Consider the following 24,319-nt stretch of genomic DNA (forward strand, 5'->3'; position numbering starts at 1 on the left):
TGACCGGCCGCCTGCGGGCTTGAAAAAGCCCGCAATTGCCTTCATCTTGTGTTGCAAGCCTATCGGATTTGGATCGATCGAATGACTGACACCCGCAACGGCGAGGACAACGGCAAACTGCTTTATTGCTCCTTCTGTGGCAAAAGCCAGCATGAAGTACGCAAATTGATTGCCGGCCCCTCGGTCTTCATTTGCGACGAGTGCGTCGACCTGTGCAATGACATCATCCGCGAGGAGGTGCAGGAAGCCCAGGCCGAGAGCAGCGCGCATAAATTGCCTTCGCCTAAAGAAATCAGCGGCATCCTTGATCAGTATGTGATTGGTCAAGAACGTGCGAAAAAGGTACTGGCCGTAGCGGTGTACAACCACTACAAGCGCCTGAACCAGCGTGACAAAAAGAATGACGACGTCGAACTCGGCAAGAGCAACATCCTGCTGATCGGCCCGACAGGCTCGGGTAAAACCCTGCTTGCCGAAACTTTGGCGCGCTTGCTGAACGTTCCGTTCACCATCGCCGACGCAACCACCCTTACCGAGGCGGGTTACGTAGGTGAAGATGTCGAGAATATTATTCAGAAGTTGTTGCAGAAGTGCGATTACGATGTGGAAAAGGCCCAGATGGGCATTGTCTACATTGACGAAATCGACAAGATTTCCCGCAAGTCCGACAACCCGTCCATCACCCGGGATGTTTCCGGCGAGGGCGTGCAGCAGGCCTTGCTCAAGTTGATCGAAGGTACGGTCGCTTCCGTTCCGCCCCAGGGTGGCCGCAAGCATCCGCAGCAGGAGTTCCTGCAGGTCGACACCCGTAACATCCTGTTCATCTGCGGTGGTGCGTTCTCCGGCCTGGAAAAGGTTATTCAAAACCGTTCCACCCGTGGCGGCATTGGTTTCAACGCCGAAGTGCGCAGCAAGGAAGAAGGCAAGAAGGTCGGTGAGTCCCTGCGTGAAGTCGAGCCTGACGATCTGGTCAAGTTCGGTCTGATCCCGGAATTCGTGGGTCGTCTGCCGGTCCTGGCGACGCTGGACGAGTTGGATGAAGCGGCGTTGATGCAGATTCTGACCGAGCCGAAAAACGCCCTGACCAAGCAGTACGCCAAGCTGTTCGAAATGGAAGGTGTAGACCTGGAGTTCCGTTCCGACGCGCTGAAATCGGTTGCCAAACGTGCCCTGGAGCGTAAGACCGGTGCCCGTGGATTGCGCTCGATTCTCGAAGGCGTCTTGCTCGACACGATGTATGAAATCCCCTCGCAGTCCGAGGTGAGTAAAGTCGTGATCGACGAAAGCGTTATAGAAGGCAAGTCCAAGCCATTGTATATCTACGAAAACAATGAGCCGACTGCCAAGGCCGCGCCGGACGCGTAAGCGTCCCGCTGCTGGTACAAAGGAGGGGCCTTCGGGCCCCTTTGCTTTTCGCGCGTTTTAGACGTGTCTTAGCGCTTGTTTTTTTTCAAGGCTGCCCCCATCTTGGTTTCAAGCTTACTTCCATCTGTTTCCGGCCTTGTGGCCGCCGTAGAGGCGAAATCATGAAGACAACCATCGAATTGCCTCTCCTGCCATTGCGTGATGTTGTGGTGTATCCGCACATGGTTATCCCGCTGTTCGTGGGGCGCGAGAAGTCTATCGAAGCCCTCGAGGCTGCGATGACGGGTGACAAGCAGATCCTTCTGCTGGCTCAGAGAAATCCTGCTGACGACGATCCCGGCGAAGACGCACTTTATCGCGTAGGTACGATTGCAACGGTTCTGCAACTGCTCAAGCTGCCCGACGGCACCGTCAAGGTCCTCGTCGAAGGCGAACAGCGCGGTGCAGTCGAGCGTTTCAGCGAAGTGGACGGCCATTGCCGGGCCGAAGTGTCGCTGATCGAAGAGGTCGATGCGCCCGAGCGTGAATCCGAGGTGTTTGTCCGCAGCCTGCTGTCTCAGTTCGAGCAATACGTGCAGTTGGGCAAGAAGGTGCCTGCCGAGGTCCTGTCGTCGCTTAACAGCATCGACGAGCCCGGGCGGCTGGTCGATACGATGGCGGCCCACATGGCGCTCAAGATCGAGCAGAAGCAGGAAATTCTCGAAATCATCGATTTGTCGGCCCGTGTCGAACACGTGCTGGCATTGCTCGATGGCGAAATCGATCTGCTGCAGGTCGAGAAACGCATTCGCGGTCGCGTCAAGAAGCAAATGGAGCGCAGCCAGCGCGAGTACTACCTGAATGAGCAGATGAAGGCCATTCAAAAGGAACTCGGCGATGGTGACGAAGGCCACAACGAAATCGAAGAGCTGAAAAAGCGTATCGATGCCGCTGGCTTGCCCAAGGATGCACTGGCCAAGGCCCAGGCCGAGCTGAACAAGCTCAAGCAGATGTCGCCGATGTCTGCCGAAGCCACCGTGGTGCGCTCCTACATCGATTGGCTGGTGCAGGTGCCGTGGAAGGCCCAGAGCAAGGTGCGTCTGGACTTGGCCCGTGCCGAAGACATCCTCGACGCCGACCATTACGGTCTGGAAGAGGTCAAGGAACGCATCCTTGAATACCTTGCCGTGCAAAAGCGCGTGAAAAAAATTCGCGGCCCGGTGCTGTGCCTGGTTGGTCCTCCCGGGGTTGGTAAAACCTCCCTGGCGGAGTCGATTGCCCACGCCACCAACCGTAAATTCGTGCGTATGGCCCTTGGCGGCGTGCGCGACGAGGCGGAAATCCGCGGTCATCGCCGCACCTACATCGGGTCGATGCCAGGAAGATTGATTCAAAAGATGACAAAAGTGGGTGTGCGCAACCCATTGTTCCTTTTGGATGAAATCGACAAGATGGGCAGCGATATGCGTGGCGATCCCGCCTCTGCGTTGCTTGAAGTGCTCGATCCTGAGCAGAATCACAATTTCAACGATCACTACCTGGAGGTCGACTACGACCTGTCGGACGTGATGTTCCTTTGCACCTCCAACTCCATGAACATTCCGGCGGCCCTGCTGGATCGGATGGAGGTGATTCGTCTGCCCGGCTATACCGAAGACGAGAAGATCAACATCGCCGTCAAATACCTTTCGCCCAAGCAGATCCAGGCCAACGGCCTGAAAAAAGGCGAGTTGGAATTCGATGAGGAAGCCATTCGCGACATCATCCGTTACTACACCCGCGAAGCCGGTGTGCGTGGCCTGGAGCGGCAAATTGCCAAGGTTTGCCGCAAGGCGGTCAAGGAGCATGCGCTGGAAAAACGCTTCGCGGTCAAGGTCACTTCGGACCTGCTGGAGCACTTCCTGGGTGTGCGCAAATTCCGCTATGGCCTGGCCGAGCAACAGGATCAGATTGGTCAGGTGACCGGTCTTGCGTGGACCCAAGTGGGCGGCGAGTTGCTGACCATCGAGGCGGCTGTGGTGCCGGGCAAAGGGCAGTTGATCAAGACCGGTTCCCTGGGCGACGTGATGGTTGAGTCGATTACTGCGGCGCTGACGGTGGTTCGTAGCCGCGCTCGGAGCCTGGGCATTCCTGTGGACTTCCACGAGAAGCGCGATACGCATATCCACATGCCTGAAGGGGCGACGCCCAAGGATGGCCCAAGCGCTGGCGTAGGTATGTGCACGGCCCTGGTATCAGCGCTGACCGGCATCCCGGTGCGCGCCGATGTCGCCATGACGGGTGAAATCACGCTGCGCGGCCAGGTATTGGCAATCGGCGGCCTGAAGGAAAAACTGCTGGCGGCTCACCGTGGCGGGATCAAGACCGTGATCATTCCTGAAGAGAATGTTCGCGATCTGAAGGAAATTCCTGACAACATTAAGCAGGATCTTCAGATCAAACCAGTTAAATGGATTGACGAGGTCCTGCAAATTGCGCTGCAATACGCGCCGGAGCCCTTGCCGGATGTGGCTCCGGAGATAGTCGCGAAGGACGAAAAGCGCGAGTCTGACTCTAAGGAAAGAATTAGTACGCATTAATACGCATTTGCCTGGGGGGCTTCCTTGACAGTTTTTTAGAGCCCTTGTTATAAAGCGGCTCTTAAGTGTCTGTAGGCCATTCAGCACTCGTTTTTGCTTTCACCAAAAAAACTTAGAATCATCTCAAATAGATATAAGGGGACTTAGAGTGAACAAGTCGGAACTGATTGATGCTATCGCTGCATCCGCTGATATCCCGAAAGCTGCTGCTGGCCGTGCGCTGGACGCTGTAATCGAATCCGTCACTGGCGCTCTCAAGGCCGGCGACTCCGTTGTTCTGGTAGGTTTCGGCACCTTCTCCGTGACTGACCGCCCAGCTCGTACCGGTCGCAACCCGCAGACCGGCAAGACGCTGGAAATCCCTGCTGCCAAAAAGCCGGGTTTCAAAGCTGGTAAAGCGCTGAAAGAAGCCGTTAACTAAGGTTTCATTGAGTTTATCCGGGTCGGGGTCATGCCTGGCTTGGCAGCGGAGCGGTAATAGGACCGGTTGCTACTGGTCTGTGACGCCAGGGCTTGAGGGTTCGAGCCCGGTCCGCTCCGCCAGTTACGAGAAGGCGCATCCTCGGATGCGCCTTTCTTCTATCCGGATTCTACCCACGCTCCACGGTTGCCTAATTTTGAAGTTCAACCGTTTCTGGGGGACGCATGCTGCAGAATATCAGGGACAATTCACAAGGCTGGATTGCCAAAACCATCATCGGGGTCATCGTCGCATTGATGGCGTTGACCGGTTTCGATGCCATTTTTCAAGCCACCACCAACAGCAATGACGCGGCCAAGGTCAACGGCGAAAAAATCAGCCAGAACGAGCTGAGCCAGGCGGTCGATATGCAACGCCGTCAGCTCATGCAACAGTTGGGCAAGGATTTCGACGCCTCTTTGCTGGACGAAAAAATGCTGCGTGATTCGGCGCTCAAGGGCCTGATCGATCGCAAGCTGCTGCTGCAGGGCGCAAACGACGCGAAATTCGCTTTTTCCGAAGCCGCGCTGGATCAAGTGATCCTGCAAACGCCTGAATTCCAGGTCGACGGCAAGTTCAGCGCCGAGCGTTTCGATCAGGTGATCCGCCAACTGGGTTACAACCGTATGCAATTCCGCCAGATGCTGGCCCAGGAAATGCTGATCGGTCAGCTGCGTGCCGGTCTGGCTGGCAGCGGTTTCGTCACGGATGCCCAGGTGCTGGCATTCGCCCGCCTGGAAAAACAGACCCGTGATTTCGCCACCCTGAACATCAAGGCCGACCCGTCGGCAGTGAAGCTGACCGACGACGAGGTCAAGGCTTACTACGATAAACACGCCAAGGAATTCATGACGCCTGATCAGGTGGTCATCGATTATCTCGAACTGAAGAAAGCCTCGTTCTTCGATCAGGTCAGCGTCAAGGACGAAGACCTGCAAGCGGCCTATCAGAAAGAAATCGCCAACCTGTCCGAACAGCGTCGGGCTGCGCACATCCTGATCGAAGTGAACGACAAGGTCACCGAAGCCCAGGCCAAGGCGAAGATCGAGGAAATCCAGGCCCGCCTGGCCAAGGGTGAGTCGTTTGAAGCCCTGGCGAAGGAGTTTTCCCAGGACCCGGGTTCGGCGAATAACGGCGGTGATCTCGGTTATGCCGGTCCAGGCGTTTACGATCCGGAATTCGAAAAGGCGTTGTATGCCTTGAACAAGGACCAGGTATCGGCGCCGGTGCGCACCGATTTCGGTTTGCACCTGATCAAGCTGCTGGGTGTCGAAGCGCCTGAAGTTCCCACGTTTGCCAGTCTTAAGGACAAGCTGACCCGCGAGCTGAAGACCCAACAGGTAGAGCAGCGTTTCGTGGAAGCGACCAAGCAACTGGAGGATGCCTCGTTTGAAGCGTCCGACCTGGCGCAACCGGCTCAGGACCTGAAGCTGACCGTCCACACGTCGGCACCATTCGGGCGTGAAGGCGGGGAAGGGGTTGCGGCCAACCGTGCCGTGGTCACCGCTGCCTTCAGCCCGGAAGTGCTGGATGAGGGTGCCAATAGCACCGCCATCGAGCTGGACCCGGAAACTGTCGTGGTGCTGCGTGCCAAGGAACACCGCAAGCCTGAACAAATGTCGCTGGAAAGCGTGTCTGGGGCGATTCGCACTCAATTGGCCAAGGAACACGCCAGCGCGGCAGCCAAGACCCAGGCCGATGAGTTGATCGTCAGCCTGCGTGACGGCAAGACTGCCCTGGACAAGCCGGTTGCCGGCCAAAGCTGGAAAGTCAGCGAAGCGGCAACCCGTAACCAGGAAGGTATCGATCCGGCAGTGCTGCAAGCACTGTTCCGCATGCCCAAGCCTGAGTCGAAGGATAAGCCGACGTTCGCCAGCGTGACGTTGCCAGACGGCAGCCTGGTGGTCGTGCGTCTGAACGGCGTGAACGAAGCGGCGGCACCGACCGACGAAGAGAAGGCTCAGTATCGTCGCTATCTCGCTTCCCGTATCGGCCAGCAGGACTTCGCCGCTTATCGCAAGCAGTTGGAGAGCCAGGCGGACATCAAGCGTTTCTGAATGCGATGATGGCTCGCTAACCAAAGACCCCGGCCGAAAAGCCGGGGTCTTTTTGTATCTGCTTATTGCCAATGGCGGAATGTTCGTCGATCCATCGAGATTGCTTCTTTTTCCTGCAAACAACCCCCAGTAGACTTGTATCCCGTTCAAGTCGTGATTACTCACGCTGCCGAGCCGCGTTCTGTTGCACAATACGCCCCGGACTGTTTTTCTCAGGATGTTCAATGTTCAGATCACCTCACATGCGCACCCTCGGGCTTGCCTTGGCGTTGGCCGCCGCAGCCGGTTGCTCGTCCAAGAAAGCTGCCATTTACGAGCATGAAAACTTCGATGATTCCGGTACATTTTCGCGTACTTACCCAGTGAGTGATGCCGCGACCTGTGAAGCCGGGCGCCGGGCGTTGCTCAGTCAGGGCTACATCATCACCAGCAGCGATGCGAAACTGGTCAGTGGTCACAAGAGCTTTCAGCAGACCGGCGAAACCCACATGGAGATCAGTTTCAACCTGGTCTGTGCCGAAGACGGTGGTACCGGACATCGTGCGACCATGTTCGCCAACGCCCTGCAGGACCGTTATGCCCTGAAGAAAACCAACAACTCCGCCAGCCTGGGTGTGGGGGTGCTGGGCTCGGTGTCGATGCCGATCGGCTCGTCAGATGATTCGATGGTCAAGGTCGCCAGCGAAACCGTGTCGGCGGCCAAGTTCTATGAGCGTTTCTTTGCTTTGGTGGAATTGTTCCTACCGCCTGAAGCGAAAAAAGCCGTTGAGAACGTCGAAAAACCAAAAGATGAATTGGGTGTTCCGGAAACCAAGGTCGAACCGGCGGCGCTGATGCCTGCTCCTGCACCTGAACCTGAACCTGAATCTTCCGCGCCGCAAGCGGCGCCACCACCTGTCGAACCCGCGCCTGCGGTGTCGGAGCCGATCACTCCGCCTGCCGAGCCAGCGCCGATTGCGCCTGAGCCGTCAGAGCCAACGCCAACCACGGAAACCATCACTGCGCCACCGCCCAGTACTTTGCCGGCGCCGACCGAGCCAATCCAGCCGCTCCCCTGAGGTTCGGCGAGGGGTAATCTCTTGCCACACCTTAATACGGTAATTTTCCGACGCTGTGCTACGTTTAATTCATGAAGCTTTTGCTTCATGTTTTGTTCATAAAGCAGCTTTATGCTGATTCCAACGCCATCAGGCATCGGTTTCAACGACAGGGGAAGGACTCGTAATGGATGATTATCAGGAAGAGCTGCTGGAATACCAGGCGTATGAACTGGACCCGCTGGAACCCGCCGAGGATGCGACGGAGTTGTAGTGCAAGGGCAGCGTACGCTACACGTTATTAGTGGAAAGTTTGAAGCTCAAATCACTCTATGACTGCGGCGAAACTCTCCGGGCGTCTGGTCGTTCCAGCGCTTGAAGGCACGTTGGAACGCCTCGGCTGAGGCGAAGCCCAACAGGTAGGCGATTTCGCCGAACGCCAGTTCGGTATCGCGGATGTAGGTCATGGCAAGGTCGCGGCGGGTGTCGTTGAGGATCGCGCGAAATTGCGTGCCTTCCTCGGCCAGTTTGCGGCGCAAGGTCCAGGTCGGTAGCTTCAGGCGTGCCGCCACTTCTTCCAGGTCGGGTTCCCGGCCGCCATTGAGCAACGGCCCCAGCAGTTGGATGATGCGCTCGCGTAGACTGCGGGTTCGGGTCAGCTGCTCCAGTTCCTGTTCACACAACTGAACCAGATGCCGCCAGGTACTGGGGCAATGCTGCCGATTGCGCTGGGCGAGACTGTCCAGGCCCAGGCGCAGTTGATTCTGCTGGGCGCCAAACTGGATAGGGCAATCACCGAGCGTTCGGTAGGCCTCCACGTACGGCGGTTCTTCGAATTCGATCTCTATGCGTTCGGCCCGCACCGCGATGTCGCTCACGCTCGATAGCTGCGCAAGCCAACCGGCAATGATCGAGTCCACGACGAAGCGGTTGTAGGCGTTATATGGGCTGATGGAATAGAACCGCAGCCACGCTCCCCGGGCGTCCTCATGAAAACTCGATTGGCCACGATAGTTGGAACCGTACAGAGGCTCGAAGCGGATCATGCAGCGTGCGGCTTCGCGTACGGTCGGCGCCTGGGCAGCAGTGACGCCCGCCAGCCCGGCCTGGCTCAAACGGCTGAGTTGACCCATACGCAGGCCCAGGGCCGGATCCTGGGTCTGTTGGATCGCCGCATGGCCCAGGCGCATGTAGCGTGGGATCGACAGGCGAGCCCCGGGTTGGGCCAGGCGTGCGGCATCGAGGCCGTATTGTTCAAGCAAGGGCTGGGGGTCCTGTCCATGACTGGCAACCGCATCCGCCAGGCTATGGACGAAGCCCACGGACAGGTCCCCCAGGCGCATCGGTTGCGGTTTCATGTTCACAACCAAAGGTTCAGCAAGCGGGCGCCACGGGCTTCTCCGTCAGAGAAGTGCTCGCCGCTGTGGCTGATGAAGCTCTGCCCGGCACTGCCGCTGTCCCAGAACTGGCCCCGCAGGAAGACGCTGACGCCGCCCCTGGCCCGGCTGATGGGCAATTGGCTGGTCAGCGTCAGGCGGTGCCAGGCCTGGCCTTCACTCACCTCGCCGGGTTTGAGGCTCACTTCGCTCGGCGTGGACAGGCCTTTATAGCCGCTCCAAGGTTTGTCCCACGTGTCGCGCCCGATGACGAAGGCGGGCACTGCGATCAGTTGCACGCCTTGTTCGTCGAGCTGCCGATAGTGGACTGGGTACCAGCTGTCGCTGCCGATCAGCACGCCCAGGCGCCCGGCGGGGGTGTCGATGACGCGGGTGGTGTTCGAGTGCTCCGCGCCCAGCACATCCCGTTGTTCAAACACCGGATGCTGTTGGCGCTGGGGTTGGCCGATCGGCTGCCCATCGCGGCCAAATACCAGGCTGCTGTTATACAGCGCGCCGCGGCCAATCTTCAGTTGACCGTTACTGACGCTGGGCTCGGGCAGCACGATGGAGCCGGCCACCAGGGTCACGCCGAATTCCTTCGCCAGTCCGCCAAACAGCGCCTGATAGTCATGGGCCATGGTGTCGGCCTTCATGCGTAGGTAGGCATCGTCCAGCCGGTTGTCGCCTTGAGCATTGAACAGGGCCTGGATAAACGCCAGCGGGTTGCTGATCGCCAGCCAATTCATGGCGTCCTTCAGCGTGGCAGCCTGATACAACTCGTCTTTTTCCCCGCTGACCATCAGCCAGGTACCAATGTGCTCGGGCAAGACCACGATGGTTTTGTCGTTGATAAAGCCTTGGTCGCGAGCGTTCTGCAGATAGGCCGCCAGCTTGCGACGCAGGTGCGCGGGGCTTTGGTAGTCAGTGGGAAATAATTCCGGTTGGATGCCCAACAGGTTGCCTCGATCGGCGGGGGTGCCCTGGTCGACCGCCAGGTTGATGCGAAGGTCTGACAGGTAATGACCCGCCGGACGGTCCGCCGTCCACAGTGCATAGGTGATCAGGGCGGCAATCAAGGCCAGTGAAAACAGCAGGTACAGAAATTTGCGCATGGGGGACAGTCGGCGGTCGTGTGCGGATTCACTGACTAGGGTAGGGCCCACAGTGGGCGTTGCCAAGGGGCGCTGCGCATTTGGATCATTAAGTTGTCAGTTACGGTCATTGAGTGAGTGCATCCCGGCTCTTAGGCTGTTACGCATGACAGAGGGAAGCCGCAGAGCTTCCGCATTTTTCCGTGATTGCCCGTTGTGGAGTTATCGATGACCGCCTCCCATTACCCGCACCTGCTGGCTCCGTTGGACTTGGGTTTTACCACGTTGCGCAACCGTACCCTGATGGGGTCGATGCACACCGGTCTTGAAGAAAAGCCCGGCGGCTTCGAACGCATGGCGGCGTATTTTGCCGAGCGGGCCCGGGGCGGCGTGGGCCTGATGGTCACCGGCGGCATCGGGCCGAATGACGAGGGCGGCGTGTACTCCGGCGCCGCCAAGCTGACCACTGAAGAAGAGGCGCTCAAGCATCAGATCGTGACTCGCGCGGTACACGAGGCCGGTGGCAAGATCTGCATGCAGATCCTCCACGCCGGGCGCTATGCCTATAGTCCCAAGCAAGTGGCGCCGAGCGCGATCCAGGCGCCAATCAACCCGTTCAAGCCCAAGGAGCTGGACGAGGAGGGTATCGAGAAACAGATCAGCGATTTCGTCACCTGTTCGACACTGGCCCAGATGGCTGAATACGACGGTGTCGAGATCATGGGGTCGGAAGGTTATTTCATTAACCAGTTCCTGGCGGCCCACACCAACCACCGGACCGACCGTTGGGGCGGCAGTTACGAAAACCGCATGCGCTTGCCAGTGGAAATCGTGCGTCGGGTGCGCGAGGCGGTCGGTCCGAATTTCATCATCATCTTTCGCCTGTCGATGCTCGATCTGGTGGAGGGCGGCAGCTCCTGGGACGAGATCGTCCAGTTGGCCAAGGCCATCGAGCAGGCCGGCGCGACGATTATCAACACCGGTATCGGCTGGCATGAAGCGCGGATTCCCACCATCGCCACCAAGGTTCCTCGGGCGGCGTTCAGCAAAGTCACGGCCAAGCTGCGCGGCTCGGTGAGTATTCCGCTGATCACCACCAACCGTATCAACACCCCGGAAGTGGCCGAGCAGATCCTCGCCGAAGGCGACGCCGACATGGTCTCGATGGCGCGGCCGTTCCTGGCGGACCCGGAGTTCGTCAACAAGGCCGCTGCGGGTCGTGGCGATGAAATCAACACCTGCATTGGCTGCAACCAGGCCTGCCTCGACCATACCTTTGGCGGCAAACTCACCAGTTGCCTGGTGAACCCACGGGCGTGCCATGAAACCGAGCTCAACTACCTGCCGGTGACCCAGGTGAAGAAAATCGCCGTGGTCGGTGCTGGCCCCGCCGGGCTGTCCGCCGCCACCGTGGCGGCCGAGCGCGGTCACCAGGTGACGCTGTTCGATTCGGCCGGCGAGATTGGCGGCCAGTTCAACATTGCCAAGCGTGTGCCGGGCAAGGAAGAGTTCTTTGAGACCCTGCGTTACTTCAATCGCAAGTTGCAGACCACGAATGTCGAGTTGTGCCTCAACACTCGGGTGGATGTGGCGCAACTGGTGGCGGGCGGCTATGACGAGATCATCCTCGCCACCGGCATCGCGCCGCGTGTGCCGGCGATTCCCGGGGTGGAGCATGCCAAGGTGTTGAGCTACCTGGATGTGATCCTGGAGCGCAAGCCGGTGGGTCGCAGCGTCGCGGTGATTGGGGCCGGCGGTATTGGCTTTGATGTCTCGGAATTCCTGGTTCACCAGGGCGTCGCCACCAGTCAGGACCGTGAGGCGTTCTGGAAGGAGTGGGGGATCGACACTCAGCTCCAGGCGCGCGGTGGCGTGGCCGGAATCAAGGCCGAACCCCATGCCCCGGCACGCCAGGTGTTCCTGCTCCAGCGCAAGACGTCCAAGGTCGGCGATGGCCTGGGCAAGACCACCGGCTGGATTCACCGCACGGGCTTGAAGAACAAGCAGGTGCAAATGCTCAACAGCGTCGAGTACCTGAAGATCGACGACGAAGGCCTGCACATTCGCATCGGCGAAACCGGCGAGCCGCAAGTGCTGGCCGTGGACAATATCGTGATCTGCGCTGGCCAGGATCCGCTGCGCGAGTTGCAGGAAGGCCTGGTGGCAGCGGGGCAGAACATCCACCTCATCGGCGGTGCCGATGTCGCGGCGGAGCTGGATGCCAAGCGGGCAATCAACCAGGGTTCGCGGTTGGCGGCGCAGTTGTAAGGCATAAACCTGTGCGGTGACCTTGTTTTCAACCATGGAATCCAAGGTCACCACAAATTCAATGTGGGAGCGGGCTTGCTCGCGAAAGCGCCGAGTCAGCTTGGATCAATGTTGAATGTGCCGTCGTCTTCGCGAGCAAGCCCGCTCCCACAGGGTTTTGCATTGCCAGGTCATCGCAACTGAGCTGTTAAGATGCCGGCATATTTTCAACCGGCCTGCTGCAATGCTTCTTCCCGCCCTCGACTGGCACCCCCAACCCCGACTCGAACGCCTTCATCTGGACTGGCTTGCCCGTGCCGGCATTGAAGTGGCGGTGTTGCGCCTGGATCGGATCGATCCGCTGATCAGCGGTAACAAGTGGTTCAAGCTGGTTCATCATTTGCGCGCCGCCCACGAGGTGGGGGCCGAGGGCGTCATGAGCCTGGGCGGGGCCTATTCCAATCATCTGCATGCGCTGGCCGCGGCGGGCAAGCGCTTCGGGTTTCCCACGGTCGGGCTGCTGCGTGGCCATCCCCAGGAAACGCCAACGGTGCTCGACCTCAACGCGTTCGGTATGACGTTGCACTGGTTGGGTTATGGTGGATACCGGGAGCGGCACACAGCGGATTTCTGGGTGCCCTGGCGGGTGCGTTATCCAGATTTGTATCCGGTGCCCGAGGGTGGTTCAGGATTGCCCGGCGCCCGGGGTTGCATGGCCTGGGTGGCCAGTGCCCGTGAGCAAATGTCAGCGTTGGGGTGGACGGATTATCACGGCTGGTGGTTGGCCTGCGGCACCGGCACGTCGTTGGCGGGGCTGGTACTGGCCGAAGCGGGAGAGCGCCCGGTCTACGGTGTGCTGGCGGTGCCTCAGGACTATGGCGTGGCGCAGCAGATCGAAAGCATCGTGGGGGAGGCGGGGCTTTCCCATCCGCTTTATGAGTTGTTCGACGGCAGCCGTGGCGGTTTCGCTCGGGTCGACGCCGAACTCACCACCTTCATCGAAACCACAGGCGTAATCGAGCTGGAGCCGTTGTACACCGGCAAGGCGTTGATGTTGCTCAAGGCGCGGGTCGAGGCCGGACAGTTTGCCCCAGGTACCCGCTTGATCTTCGTTCACACCGGCGGCTTGCAAGGCCGCCGAGGGTTTGCGTAACCCGCCGTCAACCGCGTTTAGGCATCATCCGCAGCAGCGTGTTATCGCGCACCACGTAGTGGTGATAGAGCCCCGCCAAGGCATGCAGGCCAATCAACCAATAGCCGATGGTGCCGCCCAGCACATGCCAGCCTTCCAGCTGTTTGGCAAAGTCCTTGTCCTGATCGATGAGCAGCGGCAAATCGAAACCGTAGAACATGACTTGATGTCCTTCGGCACTGGTGATCAGCCAGCCCAGTAGCGGCATGGCGATCATGAACAGGTACAACGCCCAGTGCATCAGGCGTGCAAGGACGATCTGCCACGCAGGCGAAGCCGGGAAAATCGTCGGTGCCTGACCCATGCTGCGGGCGAACAGGCGCAGCCAGACCAGCACAAACACCGTCAGGCCGAGCATGAAATGCGCTTCCTTGATCAAGGTCCGACCGCCACTGCCCTTGGGGAAAATTCCTCGGAACTCGATGCAGGCATAAACCACGGCCAGCAGAATCAGCATTAGCCAATGCAAGGTGACGGTGACGGTACTGTAGCGGCTTTCTGAGTTAGTCCAGGGCATTGCGCAGCTCTCCAGCATCAGGGTAATGCGCCGTCTTGAGCGGCGTTGTGTGCTTTTTACTGTAAGCCGGTTTCGCTGGGTTTGCTTGAGCCAGATCAGTTTTGCCAGCACGAAGTCCTGATAAGTGCACTCGCTACAAGGTGACGGGTCAGGGTGTCGTGTCCGGTGGGTTCAGCAGCCAGTCGAGTAGCAGTCCTGCATCAGGGATGGGCGGCACCGGTTGCGCTGGCGCAACGACTTGCCCGCCACCGCTGTCGACAATTCCCGGGCACAGCACGGGTCGATCGGGGTCGCCGTCGAGAAAGCTCACCAGCACTTCACTGCCGGCCATCAGGGTGGGCCTGGCATGCTGTGCCAGCCGCGACACGGGCAGCATGATGCCTTCGTCATCCGGGGTCCACAGACTGACGCTGATGTGGCCGCGCTCATCGGGTCTGGCCGGCTGGCCAGCGGGGCCGAGCACATGGGCGAGGTGATAACCGGGAATGCGGGGCTTGGGATGTTTGAGTGCCGGCCTGAACACGGTGGACCACGCAATGGCTGTGAATCGGTTGCGATAGTCCAGGGCCGGCGGAGTGGGCGGTAGATTGGTTTCAAGGATCGAAAACTGCCGCCCGCGATGTTGGACTTCGGTGATCAGCCATTGGTCGTTGAAGGTGGGAACCGGGTGTTCGCCGATCTGCGCGATATGGCCGCTACGCAGGGCCGGTTGGGTGCTGTGGCCGTGGATCTGCCGTTGCCGACAGCGCAACCGTTCAAGGCTTCGGCGAGTGACCTGGTCATCATGAGCCAGCGCCGGATTGCCGCGCAGGGTTTCGTGGTCGACGCCTTTGAAGGGATGATTCGCGGCGCTGCTCCCGGCTTCGCTCATCGCCCGGTCGCTGAAACCGGCAGGCAGGCCCGGCGCCGTTAAGCGGTGACGCTGATACAGCCGTTGGATGGCCGATTGCCGGCCAGCGTCCTGGCGTAGTGTCAGTTCGACCGGACGCGCGGGGAAGCTTTTAGGGTCTTCGGCGAACACCAGGACATGGCCCTGGTGGGCATGTTCGAAGTGATAATGGATACCTTCTTCTTCGCATAAGCGTTGTAGCAGATCCAGATCACTTTCCTCGTACTGGATGCAGAAGGGACGGCATGGGTAATGCCCGTGGGGCAGTTCGAAACGGTAGCTGTGGGCGGGCAGTGCGTTGTCCTGCAACAGGCGTTGCAACACTTGCACAACGTTGAGTCGATAGAAAATCCGTCGCCGCGGGCCTTGTTCCAGATGCTGGAGGTAAGGAACCAGCGCCACACGGTAGCCGATGCGGTGCGGTGTATGAGCGCTCAGGCAGACGCTGTGGACAATCCCATGGATGCCCGATTCGCCGTCCAGGCGCAGGAAGGCCGGTTGTCCCAGTAGCGTGTCAGGGTTCATCGGTGGCGCCAGGCCGATCAATTCGAGATCAAAGCGGTACGGCTGGTTGAGGGCTTCCCGACCGTTGAACCGCAATACTTGCAGGCGCAAGTCGCTTTGCGTGAGGGTCAGGCTGAAGGGACTTTCCGTGTCGTTGTGCATCACCGCTCTTACTTGCAGGGAGAGAAGCGCAGAGGGTACGAAACCCCAAGGTGAAACGGTGCTAGCGAATCGCTATTTCAGAAAACCCCTACAACACGCTGTGAAAATGTCGATTCGCAAGGGCTGAATTTTTTGGTCGATCAGCCGGTTTAGGCCGTATAAACTTGCGCCACAGCGCCGGCCGGCAGATGTCTCGGCGCGTCAGACAAGAGAGTGAGTAATGGGCGCACAGTGGAAGGTTAAACACAAAGAAGCGGCTGCCAACGCCAAGGGCAAGATTTTCGGCAAGCTGGTGAAAGAAATCACCATTGCCGCGCGCAACGGCGCCGACACCGCTACCAACGCGCACTTGCGCCTGGTGGTCGAGCAGGCGAAGAAGGCCTCGATGCCCCGCGAGACCTTGGAACGTGCGATCAAGAAAGGCTCTGGCCAGCTCGGCGAAACCGTGCAATACCACCGTGTCACCTACGAAGGCTTCGCACCGCATCAGGTGCCGCTGATCGTTGAATGCGTGACCGACAACATCAACCGCACCGTTGCCGAGATTCGTGTGGCGTTCCGCAAGGGCCAACTGGGCGCTTCAGGTTCGGTCGCCTGGGACTTCAACCATGTCGGCATGATCGAGGCCGCGCCGGACAGCCCTGACGCCGATCCGGAAATGGCCGCCATCGAGGCCGGTGCCCAGGATTTCGAACCGGGCGAAGACGGCGCGACGTTGTTCATCACCGATCCTGCCGACCTCGATGCGGTGCAGAAGGGGTTGCCTGAGCAGGGCTTCACCGTGTTGTCGGCCAAGCTGGGCTATCAGCCGAAAAACCCGGTCAGCGGCCTGACCGACGAGCAGATGGCTGAAGTCGAAGCTTTCCTTGAAGGCCTCGACAACCATGATGACGTGCAGGATATGTTTGTCGGGTTGGCGGGTTAAGCAGCACAACTCCCTGTGGCGAGGAAGGTTTTTCTGTGGGAGCAAGGCTTGCCCGCGAGGCAGGCGCCTCGTTTTCTCAGCGACCGCGTTGTCTTCATCGCGGGCAAGCCTTGCTCCCACACCAGTGTTTCTCCCCTCACCACAGTCGAGCGCTCTAGCGCTCGATGCTGCGGTTCCAGCGCGCGTTCCAGGCTGGGCGCTGTTCGTTGACCTGATCCCAATCCACGGCGATGGCGGTTTCCAGATAGCGCTTCATCGCCTCCACCTGGCCACGGGTCTTGTCAGTGGTCGGGGTGTTGGGGTTGGACGGGATCTGGTCGCCTTCTTCCAGGGCAATGGCCTGGGCTTCAGGCGTCAGCAGGAACGCCGCGAGCTTTTGCGCCAGTTCCGGTTGGGTATTTTGCGCGATGGCGCATTCGGCGACGTTGAGCACCACCGAGCCTTCCTTCGGCTGCGCGTACTCGACCGGCATGCCCTTGATTTTCAGCGCGGTCACCTGGGTGGGGGTCAGTGGGAACAGCGCGGCCTCGTCGGTCTGCAGCATTTCGGAGATCTTCGCTGAACTCGGGATGTATTCCAGCACGTTGCGTCCGATCGTGTTCGGCCAGGCCTTGAAGCCCGGTTCGACGTCGGCCTCGCTGCCGCCCTGGATCCGGTTGAACATCAGGAAACCGTGCAAGCCAAACGTGGATGAGGCCATCGACTGGAACACCACTTTATCCTTGAAGCGTGGGTCGGCCAGGTCCATCCAGGACGTCGGCGTATTCCAGCCTTTTTCCGTGAACAGCCGTGTGTTGTAGGCCAGTCCGGTCACCCCGAGGCTGACCGCCACCGCCTGCTCCTTGATACGGCCCTTGGCCGGAATCTGCGCCAGGGGCGGGCTGTCCGCGAGTTTGTCGCACAGCCCCATGGCAATGGCGCGGTACATGATGCCGTCATCGAGGAACATCACATGCATCTGCGGGTTGCCTTTGCTGGCCTGGACTTTGGCCAGGATGTCGGCGGAGGTGCCGGGCACGATCACCACTTTGACGTTGTTGGCTTTCTCGAAGGCCGGCAAGACTTTGTCGGCGTAGAGCCGCTCCATGGTGCCGCCGTTCATGCCCAGGTAAAGCGTCGGCTCGGCCAACGCCTGGGTGACCGGGAGCAGGGCGCCCAGGCAAGCGCAACCCAGCGAGCAGAAACCGAACAGTGCACTGCGTTTGACGTTATTCATTGGCGCGACCTTCCTCTATCAAGCAACGGAGATGGAGTGGAACCGGGTGATGGAAAACGCATCCAGCGGCGTGGTTGAGGCGCCGTTGCAGATGATCTCGGTGAGCGCCTGGCCCACCGCAGGGCCGATCTGAAAGCCCGCGCCGGCAAAGCCGAACGCATGCAACAGGCCGGCTTGGGTACTGCTATGGCCGATCACCGGTTGGCGATCGGGCAGATAACCTTCGGTGCCGCTCCAGGTGCGAATCGCCTGGGCGCCCTGCAAAAACGGATAGAGTTCGACCGCCTGGCGCAGGATGTCGATTACCGCGTTCTGGCCGGGACGGGCCCGGGCATCGTCCAGGGCAAACCCTTGGCCGCCTCCCAGCACGCAGTTGCCACGGGCGACCTGGCGCGCATAGATACCGCCGCCCTCCACGCCGGTGCTGGCGTTCATCACCCAGGGCAATGGCTCGGTGACCAGCATCGCCGGGTGCCCGGCGTGCATGGGCACCGCTTCGCCAAACTGCGCGGCGAAATGGCTCGCCCAGGCTCCGGCGCAGTTCAGCAGCCAGGGGGCGTGAACCACCAGGCCCGTTTCGCTGTGTACGGCAAAGCGCTGGCCGTTGTGCTCGACAGTGCTGACCGCGCATTGTTCGTGGATCTGCGCGCCGTGCCGGCGGGCTGCCTGGGCGAATGCCGGCGACACCAGGCGCGGATTGGCGTGGCCGTCATCCGGGCACAGCGACGCGCCGACCGCGATCGCGCCGACCCATGGAAAGCGGGCACGCAGCTCCGCACGATCGAGCAGTTGCAAGTCGAGGCCGAAGCCCTGGCTGCTGGTGGCGTAATCGTGCAGCGCTCGCAGATCTTCAGCGCTGCGGGCCAGTTTCAGATGACCGCTGCGCTGGTACTCACCGTCGATGCCGATCAACCGAGGCAACTGGCCCCAGATGTCATGGGCCCGTTGCGACAGTGGCAGTTGCGACAATGGCCGTCCCTGTCGACGCACACCGCCGTAATTCACGCCGCTGGAGTGCGAGCCGCAAAAGTCCCGTTCCAGCAGTGCCACCCTTCGTCCGGCCTGGCTCAGGAACAGCGCGGCGGAGGCGCCGACGATACCGCCGCCAATGATCACCACATCCACTTCGATCATGGTTCGACCTCCAGGCCGAACGGCACGGGTTTGATCGGCGCCTGGGCCCGCAAGCGGCCAATGCTGGAGACAGGGCGTCCGCTTTCCCAGGCGATGATTTCCGCTGCGGCGGCGCCGCACATCCGACCCTGGCAACGCCCCATGCCGACCCGGCAATGGGCCTTGACCCGGTTGATCTCCCAGTGGCCTTCGCCCACCACTTGGCGGATGTCGCCGGCGCTGACTTCTTCGCAGCGGCAAATCATCAGGTGGTCAGCGGCATCGGCGGCCCAGTTTTCGGGAAAGGCAAATGCGCGCTCCAGGCCCAGGCGGAAATGGCCGATGCGTTCGAGGGCTTGTTCCAACTGAGCGCAATGCTGCGGGTCGATCAGATAACCGATGTCCTCGAGCAGGGCCAGGGCCGCCCGTTCGCCGGCCACTTCAGCGGCATCGGCGCCCATGATCCCTGCACCGTCGCCCGCCAGGTAAACCCCGGGCACGTTGCTGCGACCGGCGCTATCTCGTTTCGGCAACCAGGCGCGATTGAGCGGGTTCCAGGCGAATTCGCAGCCCAGCAGGTCGGCCAATTGGGTTTCGCTGCGCAAACCGTGGGCGAAGGCCAGTGCGTCGCACTCAAGGGATTGCTCGCCTTTTGCGTTGCGCCATTTCAGTGACTGCACCCGGCGCTCACCTTCGATACACGACAGGCTCGCGCCTTGATGTACGGCGATGCCATGGGCGCTCAGCCAGGCGCGGTAATAGAGGCCCTTGGCGAGGGTGGCCGGTTGCGCCAGCAGGCCGGGCAGGGCACGAGCCTGGGCGCTGAAGGGCGAACTGTCGAGCACTGCGACCACGTTGGCACCGGCCTTGGCGTATTGATACGCCACCAGATAAAGCAATGGGCCGCTGCCGGCGAACACCACTCGCTCACCGATGGCGCAACCCTGGAATTTCAAGGCGATCTGCGCCGCGCCCAGGCTGTACACCCCTGGCAGGGTCCAACCTGGTACCGGCAGGATCCGGTCGGTGGCGCCCGTGGCGACGATCACACTGGTGTACTCCAGGCGGTCAGCGCGGCCTTCATGCAAGGTGTCCAGCAGGCCGGCCTCGGCGTTCCACACCAGGGTGTCGGGACGGTAATCGAGCTGTTCGCGCAGTTCGTCGAGGGTCTGGTGGATGGCGTTGGCCTTGTGCGCTTCGAAGCCATACAGCTTGGCTGGTGAGCGCTTGAAATTGGCCGGTTGCCGCCGATAGATCTGCCCGCCACCGTGGGCGGCTTCGTCCAGCAGGATGGGGTATACGCCATGGGCAACCAGCGTCTGTGCGGCACGGATACCGGCCGGGCCGGCGCCGATGATGGCTATGGGTTTCATGGCCACCTCGTTGGCGGTGCTGTGGGGTTGGTGGCGTTTTTAAAGACGCCTTCGCGAGCAAGCCCGCTCCCACAGGGGGGCTGTGGTGGGCATGGGTTTTGTGGGCGGCACAAGTCTCCTGTGGGAGCGGGCTTGCTCGCGATGAGGTTGGCATTATTCATAGCTGGCGCCCCGGTTCGCGGCTGATGTGCAGCCCGGCTTCGAGCAGGGTCGAGCAGGCGCGTACGCGGCGGCCGTCGCCCAGGCGGACCCAACAGTCCTGGCAGGCGCCCATCAGGCAGAAACCGGCCCGGGGTTCGGCGCTGAAGTCGCTGCCGCGCAGGTGTTCGCTGTTGGTCAGCACGGCAGTCAGCAACGTGTCACCCAGCAGGCCGCGGGCGGGTACGCCGTCGAGGGTAAAGTCCAGGGCCGGGCGGTCGCCTTCGGCCAGTCGTTTCAGCAGAGCCATGGCGCCCTCATTGTTTGCCTACCAGGACCCGATCCAGGCCATAGACCCGGTCGAGCAGAATCATGGTCAGCGCGGTCAGCCCGATGACCAATGCCGACACCGCCGCCATCATCGGGTCGATGGATTCGGTGGCGTAGACATACATGCGCACCGGCAGGGTTTGCGTGGCCGGTGAGGTGACGAAGATCGACAGCGTGACTTCATCGAAGCTGTTGATGAACGCCAGCAACCAGCCCCCGGCCACCCCCGGCAGAATCATCGGCAAGGTGATTTGCCGAAACAGCGTGAAGCGTCCGGCCCCCAGCGACTGCGCGGCCTGTTCGGCGCTGCGGTCCAGGCCGATGGCCGATGCGAGCACCAGGCGCAGCACATACGGGGTGATCACCAGCACGTGGGCGAAGATCAGCCAGGCAAAGCTGCCGTTCACCCCCATCAGCGCAAACAGGCGTAGCAATGCGACCCCCAGCACCAGGTGCGGAATGATGATCGGCGACAGGAACAGACCGTTGAAAAAGTCCCTGCCCGGAAACTCGAGCCGAGTGATCGCCAAAGCCGCCGGCACCGCAATCAACGTCGCCAACGAGGCTGCGCAGAACGCCAGGATCAGGCTGTTGTAGAACGCATCGACAAAATCCGCGCGCTCGAACACGGCGCGGAACCAGCGCAGGGAAAATTCCGTAGTCGGCAGGCTCAGGGTGTTTTCCGGGGTGAAGGCGACGAGGCAGACCACCACCAGCGGCGCCAGCATGAACACCACCACCAGGGTATGAAACAACAGGGCGAAAGGACCGTTCCTGGACATGACGAATTACCCCAATGACTTCTTGTAGCGGCCTTCGATCATCCGGTTCCACGACAGCATGATCAGCAGGTTGAGCAGCAGTAGCGCGACGGCAATGGCCGCGCCCATGGGCCAGTTGAGTTCCGACAGGTATTGGTCGTAGATCAGCGTGGCGACCATTTTCAAACGGCGCCCACCGAGCAGGCCGGGAATCGCGAAGGAGCTGGCGGCGAGGCCGAACACGATCAAGGTGCCCGACAGCACGCCGGGCATGATCTGCGGCAGCACGACTTTGCGGATTACCGTGAACTGGCTCGCGCCCAGCGACAGCGCGGCCTGTTCGGCGGCTGGGTCGAGTTTCTGCAGCGAGGTCCAGACCGGAATGATCATGAACGGCAACATCACGTGAACCAGGGCGATGACCACGGCGAACGGCGTATACAACAACTTCATCGGTGAGCCGCCGAAGGCTTGCAAGGTCTGATTGACCAAGCCGTCGGCGCCGAGCAACAGGCTCCAGCCGAAGGCCCGCACCACCACCGAAATCAGCAGCGGCGTAAGAATCAGGATCAGGAAAATCGAGCGCCACGGCGCCCTCATGCGGCTGAGGACGTAAGCTTCCGGTACGCCGATCAGCACACACAACAGCGTGGTCAGGCCGCTGATCCAGAGCGTGCGTAGAAAGATCTCGTAGAAGTACGGATCACCCAGCAGGCTGGCGTAATGCTCGAAGGTATAGGCGTCGCCGTTGATGCCCGAACTGTAGTCAAAGACGTTGAACGACAGCACCAGCGTCAGGCCCAGGGGGATGACCAGCAGGCCCAGGTACAAGGCCAGGGCCGGCGCGGACATCAGGTAGCCTTGCCGACCCCGACGCATTGCCTCGATCAGCTTCATGCCGGCACCTCATCGACGCTCAGCACCCGCAGCAGCGCCGGGTCCCAGTCCAAGCCGACGACGGTGCCTTCGGTCATGGGCGCTGAGCCGTCGTTGCGGCGCACCACGCAGAGTTCGCCCAGGACGGTCGAGACGCCGTACAACCATTGGCTGCCGAGAAAGAAGCGGCTGATGAGGGTGCCTTGCAGTCGGCCTGCACCGGCGGCGCACAGGTCGATTTTTTCCGGGCGCAGGCTCAGGATCAGGTCGCCCTTGTCCTGCTTGCAGACTTGAACGACGCCTGCGCTGTCACGCTCACCGGGCAGCAGATTGGCTTTGCCGACGAAGCCGGAAATGAACTCAGTGCGCGGGTGTTCGTAAAGGGTGTATGGCGCGTCGATCTGTGTGATGCGCCCGGCCTGCATCACTACGACCCGGTCACTGATGGACAGCGCCTCGGACTGGTCGTGGGTGACCATCAACGTGGTGATCCCGACTTCGCGCTGGATACGGCGGATTTCGTATTGCATCTCTTCGCGCAAGTTGGCGTCGAGGTTGGACAGCGGTTCGTCGAGCAGCAGCACTGGCGGCTCGATCACCAGCGCCCGGGCCAGTGCCACACGTTGGCGCTGGCCGCCCGAGAGCTCTCGTGGGTAGCGTTCGGCGTGTGGGTCCAGGCGTACCAGCTTCAGCACCCGATCAACCCGTTGTTGCAACTCGGCGTTGGCCACTTTGCGCATGCGCAGGCCGAAGGCGACGTTGTCCTTGACGGTCATGTGGGGGAACAGCGCGTAACTCTGGAATACCACGCCCAGGCCCCGGCTGGCGGGCTTGGCGTGGGTGATGTCGCGACCGTCCAAAAGAATGCGCCCGCTGCTGACTTCGACGAAGCCGGCGATCATCTGCAAGGTGGTGGTTTTACCGCAGCCGGAGGGGCCCAGCAGCGAGACAAACTCGCCTTTCTCCACGGACAGGTTGGTGGCGACCACCGCGTCGATGTCGCCGTAACGTTTGCCAAGTCCTTCAAGTCGCACAAAAGCCATAGCTGCGCTCCACCTTGGATTGTTATGCGTCGCCGTGAGGCGCGCTTTTTTATGGGCAGATACGAAAGGATGCTGCGGGGTGCGTTGGCGCTCGAGCTTGTGTCGGCTGCCGTTGTTGTTCGGATCGCCCCTGTCTGGACGCAGAGTAGGACGAAGAATAGGATGGGCTCAATGGCCTATTTCACTGAAGCGAAGACTATTTTCAGTTTCATTCGGTGAGTAAATTTATTGATGGAAAATTAAATGTCAGATTCCACTGATCGGAATGATGCGAAGTCTGAGGTCGGGGTTGGCGCTGTCTCCAGATTGTTCGCCGTGTTGCGTAGCCTGGGGGACACCGTCGAAGGCGGCGAGCGGGTGACGCAATTGGCACAACGCATCGGCCTGTCCCAGCCCACCACCCATCGCTTGCTGCGCAGCCTGATGGACGAGGGCATGGTCGAGCAGGACGCGCGCAGCAAACGCTATCGCTTGAGCCTGGACTTCTTTGCCTTGGCCGCCCGTGCCGGCAACTCTGGCAACCTGCGTGATCTTGCGCGACCTGCCATGCTGCGGCTGTCGGCGTCCTTGGGGGACTCGTTGTTTTTGCTGGCGCGCAGTGGGTTCGATGCCATTTGCCTGGACCGTAGTGAAGGGCCGTTCCCGATCCGCACATTCACCGGCGACATTGGCGGGCGAGTGGCTCTGGGCGTGGGGCAGGGCAGCCTGGCCATCCTCGCGTTCCTGCCGGAAGAGGAGCGCGACACGGTGATTCATTACAACCTGCCCCGGCTCAAGGATTTCCATTTGTACGACGAAGTCTTCCTGCGCACGGAAGTAGAGAACGTGCGCGCACTGGGCTATGCCGGACGCAATACAGGCGTGTTGCAGGGCATGGCCGGGGTGGCCGTGCCGATCCTGGACCGTGACGGCCGTGCCGTGGCGGCCTTGAGCGTGGCAACAGTGAGCGATCGACTGGGGCCCGATCGCTTGCCGACGGTGGTGGAAATGCTCAAGCGCGAAGCGGCGCTGATCGGACCGCGAGTCAACCCGTTCGACCCGCTGCTGCGCAGGCCTTCGCAGGTGTTTGGGCAGGGTTGAGTTTCA

At 60.7% G+C, this 24,319-nt stretch carries 20 protein-coding genes; 9 read left to right on the top strand and 11 right to left on the bottom strand.

Annotated elements, in window-relative coordinates; genetic code table 11:
• Window positions 1–81: 81 nt before the first annotated feature.
• From clpX to ACWNZ1_RS02935, 5 genes are all read left to right on the top strand, one after another.
• The gene (gene clpX / locus ACWNZ1_RS02915; protein ID WP_123416516.1) at window positions 82–1,365 is read left to right on the top strand and encodes an ATP-dependent Clp protease ATP-binding subunit ClpX; all 1,284 of its coding nucleotides are present in this window, start codon (window positions 82–84) and stop codon (window positions 1,363–1,365) included.
• 161 nt (window positions 1,366–1,526) lie between these two features.
• Window positions 1,527–3,923: an endopeptidase La gene (gene lon, locus ACWNZ1_RS02920; RefSeq protein WP_135844583.1), complete on the top strand. Its 2,397-nt coding sequence runs from the start codon at window positions 1,527–1,529 to the stop codon at window positions 3,921–3,923.
• Between the two features lie 148 nt (window positions 3,924–4,071).
• The gene (locus tag ACWNZ1_RS02925; RefSeq protein ID WP_003183171.1) at window positions 4,072–4,344 is read left to right on the top strand and encodes an HU family DNA-binding protein; all 273 of its coding nucleotides are present in this window, start codon (window positions 4,072–4,074) and stop codon (window positions 4,342–4,344) included.
• 224 nt (window positions 4,345–4,568) lie between these two features.
• The gene (locus ACWNZ1_RS02930) at window positions 4,569–6,440 is read left to right on the top strand and encodes a SurA N-terminal domain-containing protein (RefSeq protein WP_135844584.1); all 1,872 of its coding nucleotides are present in this window, start codon (window positions 4,569–4,571) and stop codon (window positions 6,438–6,440) included.
• A 224-nt stretch (window positions 6,441–6,664) separates the two neighbouring features.
• Entirely contained in the window at window positions 6,665–7,498 is an 834-nt protein-coding gene (locus tag ACWNZ1_RS02935) for a DUF2242 domain-containing protein (protein WP_456027335.1), read from the top strand.
• Window positions 7,499–7,797: 299 nt separating this feature from the next.
• Here ACWNZ1_RS02935 and ACWNZ1_RS02940 read toward each other — a convergent pair whose 3' ends face one another.
• Both ACWNZ1_RS02940 and ACWNZ1_RS02945 read right to left on the bottom strand, forming a co-directional pair.
• Window positions 7,798–8,835, bottom strand: a complete 1,038-nt coding sequence (locus tag ACWNZ1_RS02940) for an AraC family transcriptional regulator (protein WP_135844586.1) — start codon at window positions 8,833–8,835, stop codon at window positions 7,798–7,800.
• Between the two features lie 2 nt (window positions 8,836–8,837).
• Window positions 8,838–9,968 (bottom strand): carbon-nitrogen hydrolase family protein, encoded by a 1,131-nt coding sequence (locus ACWNZ1_RS02945; protein WP_135844587.1) that lies wholly within the window; start codon window positions 9,966–9,968, stop codon window positions 8,838–8,840.
• A 207-nt stretch (window positions 9,969–10,175) separates the two neighbouring features.
• Here ACWNZ1_RS02945 and ACWNZ1_RS02950 point away from each other — a divergent pair, with 207 nt between their 5' ends.
• Complete coding sequence (locus tag ACWNZ1_RS02950; protein WP_265072865.1) at window positions 10,176–12,215, top strand: oxidoreductase; 2,040 nt, start codon at window positions 10,176–10,178, stop codon at window positions 12,213–12,215.
• 223 nt (window positions 12,216–12,438) lie between these two features.
• Window positions 12,439–13,347, top strand: a complete 909-nt coding sequence (locus ACWNZ1_RS02955; protein ID WP_456027336.1) for a 1-aminocyclopropane-1-carboxylate deaminase/D-cysteine desulfhydrase — start codon at window positions 12,439–12,441, stop codon at window positions 13,345–13,347.
• Between the two features lie 7 nt (window positions 13,348–13,354).
• Here ACWNZ1_RS02955 and ACWNZ1_RS02960 read toward each other — a convergent pair whose 3' ends face one another.
• Together ACWNZ1_RS02960 and ACWNZ1_RS02965 are read right to left on the bottom strand one after the other, a co-directional pair.
• Window positions 13,355–13,903, bottom strand: coding sequence for a cytochrome b (locus ACWNZ1_RS02960; RefSeq protein ID WP_256452498.1), 549 nt, complete (start codon window positions 13,901–13,903; stop codon window positions 13,355–13,357).
• A gap of 148 nt (window positions 13,904–14,051) precedes the next feature.
• Window positions 14,052–15,458 carry a type VI secretion system Vgr family protein gene (locus tag ACWNZ1_RS02965; RefSeq protein WP_456027337.1) on the bottom strand — a complete coding sequence of 469 codons (1,407 nt, stop codon included), beginning with the start codon at window positions 15,456–15,458 and terminating at the stop codon, window positions 14,052–14,054.
• A gap of 220 nt (window positions 15,459–15,678) precedes the next feature.
• On the opposite strand from ACWNZ1_RS02965, the gene ACWNZ1_RS02970 reads away from it, so the two are divergent.
• Window positions 15,679–16,383: a YebC/PmpR family DNA-binding transcriptional regulator gene (locus ACWNZ1_RS02970; RefSeq protein ID WP_135844592.1), complete on the top strand. Its 705-nt coding sequence runs from the start codon at window positions 15,679–15,681 to the stop codon at window positions 16,381–16,383.
• Between the two features lie 154 nt (window positions 16,384–16,537).
• On the opposite strand, the gene ACWNZ1_RS02975 is transcribed toward ACWNZ1_RS02970, so the two are convergent.
• The 7 genes from ACWNZ1_RS02975 to ACWNZ1_RS03005 form a co-directional block, all read right to left on the bottom strand.
• Window positions 16,538–17,599 (bottom strand): ABC transporter substrate-binding protein, encoded by a 1,062-nt coding sequence (locus tag ACWNZ1_RS02975; RefSeq protein ID WP_135844594.1) that lies wholly within the window; start codon window positions 17,597–17,599, stop codon window positions 16,538–16,540.
• An 18-nt stretch (window positions 17,600–17,617) separates the two neighbouring features.
• Window positions 17,618–18,733: an NAD(P)/FAD-dependent oxidoreductase gene (locus ACWNZ1_RS02980; protein WP_256452500.1), complete on the bottom strand. Its 1,116-nt coding sequence runs from the start codon at window positions 18,731–18,733 to the stop codon at window positions 17,618–17,620.
• The gene (locus tag ACWNZ1_RS02985; protein ID WP_135844596.1) at window positions 18,730–20,085 is read right to left on the bottom strand and encodes an FAD/NAD(P)-dependent oxidoreductase; all 1,356 of its coding nucleotides are present in this window, start codon (window positions 20,083–20,085) and stop codon (window positions 18,730–18,732) included. Before ACWNZ1_RS02985 ends, ACWNZ1_RS02980 begins: the two co-directional genes overlap by 4 nt.
• Before the next feature lie 157 nt (window positions 20,086–20,242).
• On the bottom strand, window positions 20,243–20,533 hold the full coding sequence (locus ACWNZ1_RS02990; protein WP_135844597.1) for a (2Fe-2S)-binding protein: 291 nt from the start codon (window positions 20,531–20,533) through the stop codon (window positions 20,243–20,245).
• Between the two features lie 7 nt (window positions 20,534–20,540).
• On the bottom strand, window positions 20,541–21,335 hold the full coding sequence (locus ACWNZ1_RS02995; protein WP_135844598.1) for an ABC transporter permease: 795 nt from the start codon (window positions 21,333–21,335) through the stop codon (window positions 20,541–20,543).
• Between the two features lie 6 nt (window positions 21,336–21,341).
• Entirely contained in the window at window positions 21,342–22,211 is an 870-nt protein-coding gene (locus ACWNZ1_RS03000; RefSeq protein ID WP_135844599.1) for an ABC transporter permease, read from the bottom strand.
• Window positions 22,208–23,233, bottom strand: a complete 1,026-nt coding sequence (locus tag ACWNZ1_RS03005) for an ABC transporter ATP-binding protein (protein WP_135844600.1) — start codon at window positions 23,231–23,233, stop codon at window positions 22,208–22,210. Before ACWNZ1_RS03005 ends, ACWNZ1_RS03000 begins: the two co-directional genes overlap by 4 nt.
• A 243-nt stretch (window positions 23,234–23,476) precedes the next feature.
• Here ACWNZ1_RS03005 and ACWNZ1_RS03010 point away from each other — a divergent pair, with 243 nt between their 5' ends.
• Window positions 23,477–24,313: an IclR family transcriptional regulator gene (locus ACWNZ1_RS03010; protein ID WP_135844601.1), complete on the top strand. Its 837-nt coding sequence runs from the start codon at window positions 23,477–23,479 to the stop codon at window positions 24,311–24,313.
• The last annotated feature ends 6 nt before the right edge of the window (window positions 24,314–24,319 follow it).

It is taken from the genome of Pseudomonas sp. CFBP 5748 (assembly GCF_053850495.1).

Bases quoted from the DNA above. Each gene is read 5' to 3' on its own strand.
- clpX (WP_123416516.1), top strand. From the start codon at position 82: ATGACTGACACCCGCAACGGCGAGGACAACGGCAAACTGCTTTATTGC.
- ACWNZ1_RS02985 (WP_135844596.1), bottom strand. From the start codon at position 20,085: ATGAAACCCATAGCCATCATCGGCGCCGGCCCGGCCGGTATCCGTGCC.
- ACWNZ1_RS02965 (WP_456027337.1), bottom strand. From the start codon at position 15,458: ATGCACAACGACACGGAAAGTCCCTTCAGCCTGACCCTCACGCAAAGC.
- ACWNZ1_RS02970 (WP_135844592.1), top strand. From the start codon at position 15,679: ATGGGCGCACAGTGGAAGGTTAAACACAAAGAAGCGGCTGCCAACGCC.
- ACWNZ1_RS02995 (WP_135844598.1), bottom strand. From the start codon at position 21,335: ATGTCCAGGAACGGTCCTTTCGCCCTGTTGTTTCATACCCTGGTGGTG.
- ACWNZ1_RS02960 (WP_256452498.1), bottom strand. From the start codon at position 13,903: ATGCCCTGGACTAACTCAGAAAGCCGCTACAGTACCGTCACCGTCACC.
- ACWNZ1_RS02930 (WP_135844584.1), top strand. From the start codon at position 4,569: ATGCTGCAGAATATCAGGGACAATTCACAAGGCTGGATTGCCAAAACC.
- ACWNZ1_RS02945 (WP_135844587.1), bottom strand. From the start codon at position 9,968: ATGCGCAAATTTCTGTACCTGCTGTTTTCACTGGCCTTGATTGCCGCC.
- ACWNZ1_RS03000 (WP_135844599.1), bottom strand. From the start codon at position 22,211: ATGAAGCTGATCGAGGCAATGCGTCGGGGTCGGCAAGGCTACCTGATG.
- ACWNZ1_RS02990 (WP_135844597.1), bottom strand. From the start codon at position 20,533: ATGGCTCTGCTGAAACGACTGGCCGAAGGCGACCGCCCGGCCCTGGAC.
- ACWNZ1_RS02980 (WP_256452500.1), bottom strand. From the start codon at position 18,733: ATGATCGAAGTGGATGTGGTGATCATTGGCGGCGGTATCGTCGGCGCC.
- ACWNZ1_RS02935 (WP_456027335.1), top strand. From the start codon at position 6,665: ATGTTCAGATCACCTCACATGCGCACCCTCGGGCTTGCCTTGGCGTTG.
- ACWNZ1_RS02955 (WP_456027336.1), top strand. From the start codon at position 12,439: ATGCTTCTTCCCGCCCTCGACTGGCACCCCCAACCCCGACTCGAACGC.
- ACWNZ1_RS02950 (WP_265072865.1), top strand. From the start codon at position 10,176: ATGACCGCCTCCCATTACCCGCACCTGCTGGCTCCGTTGGACTTGGGT.
- ACWNZ1_RS02940 (WP_135844586.1), bottom strand. From the start codon at position 8,835: ATGAAACCGCAACCGATGCGCCTGGGGGACCTGTCCGTGGGCTTCGTC.
- lon (WP_135844583.1), top strand. From the start codon at position 1,527: ATGAAGACAACCATCGAATTGCCTCTCCTGCCATTGCGTGATGTTGTG.
- ACWNZ1_RS02975 (WP_135844594.1), bottom strand. From the start codon at position 17,599: ATGAATAACGTCAAACGCAGTGCACTGTTCGGTTTCTGCTCGCTGGGT.
- ACWNZ1_RS03010 (WP_135844601.1), top strand. From the start codon at position 23,477: ATGTCAGATTCCACTGATCGGAATGATGCGAAGTCTGAGGTCGGGGTT.
- ACWNZ1_RS03005 (WP_135844600.1), bottom strand. From the start codon at position 23,233: ATGGCTTTTGTGCGACTTGAAGGACTTGGCAAACGTTACGGCGACATC.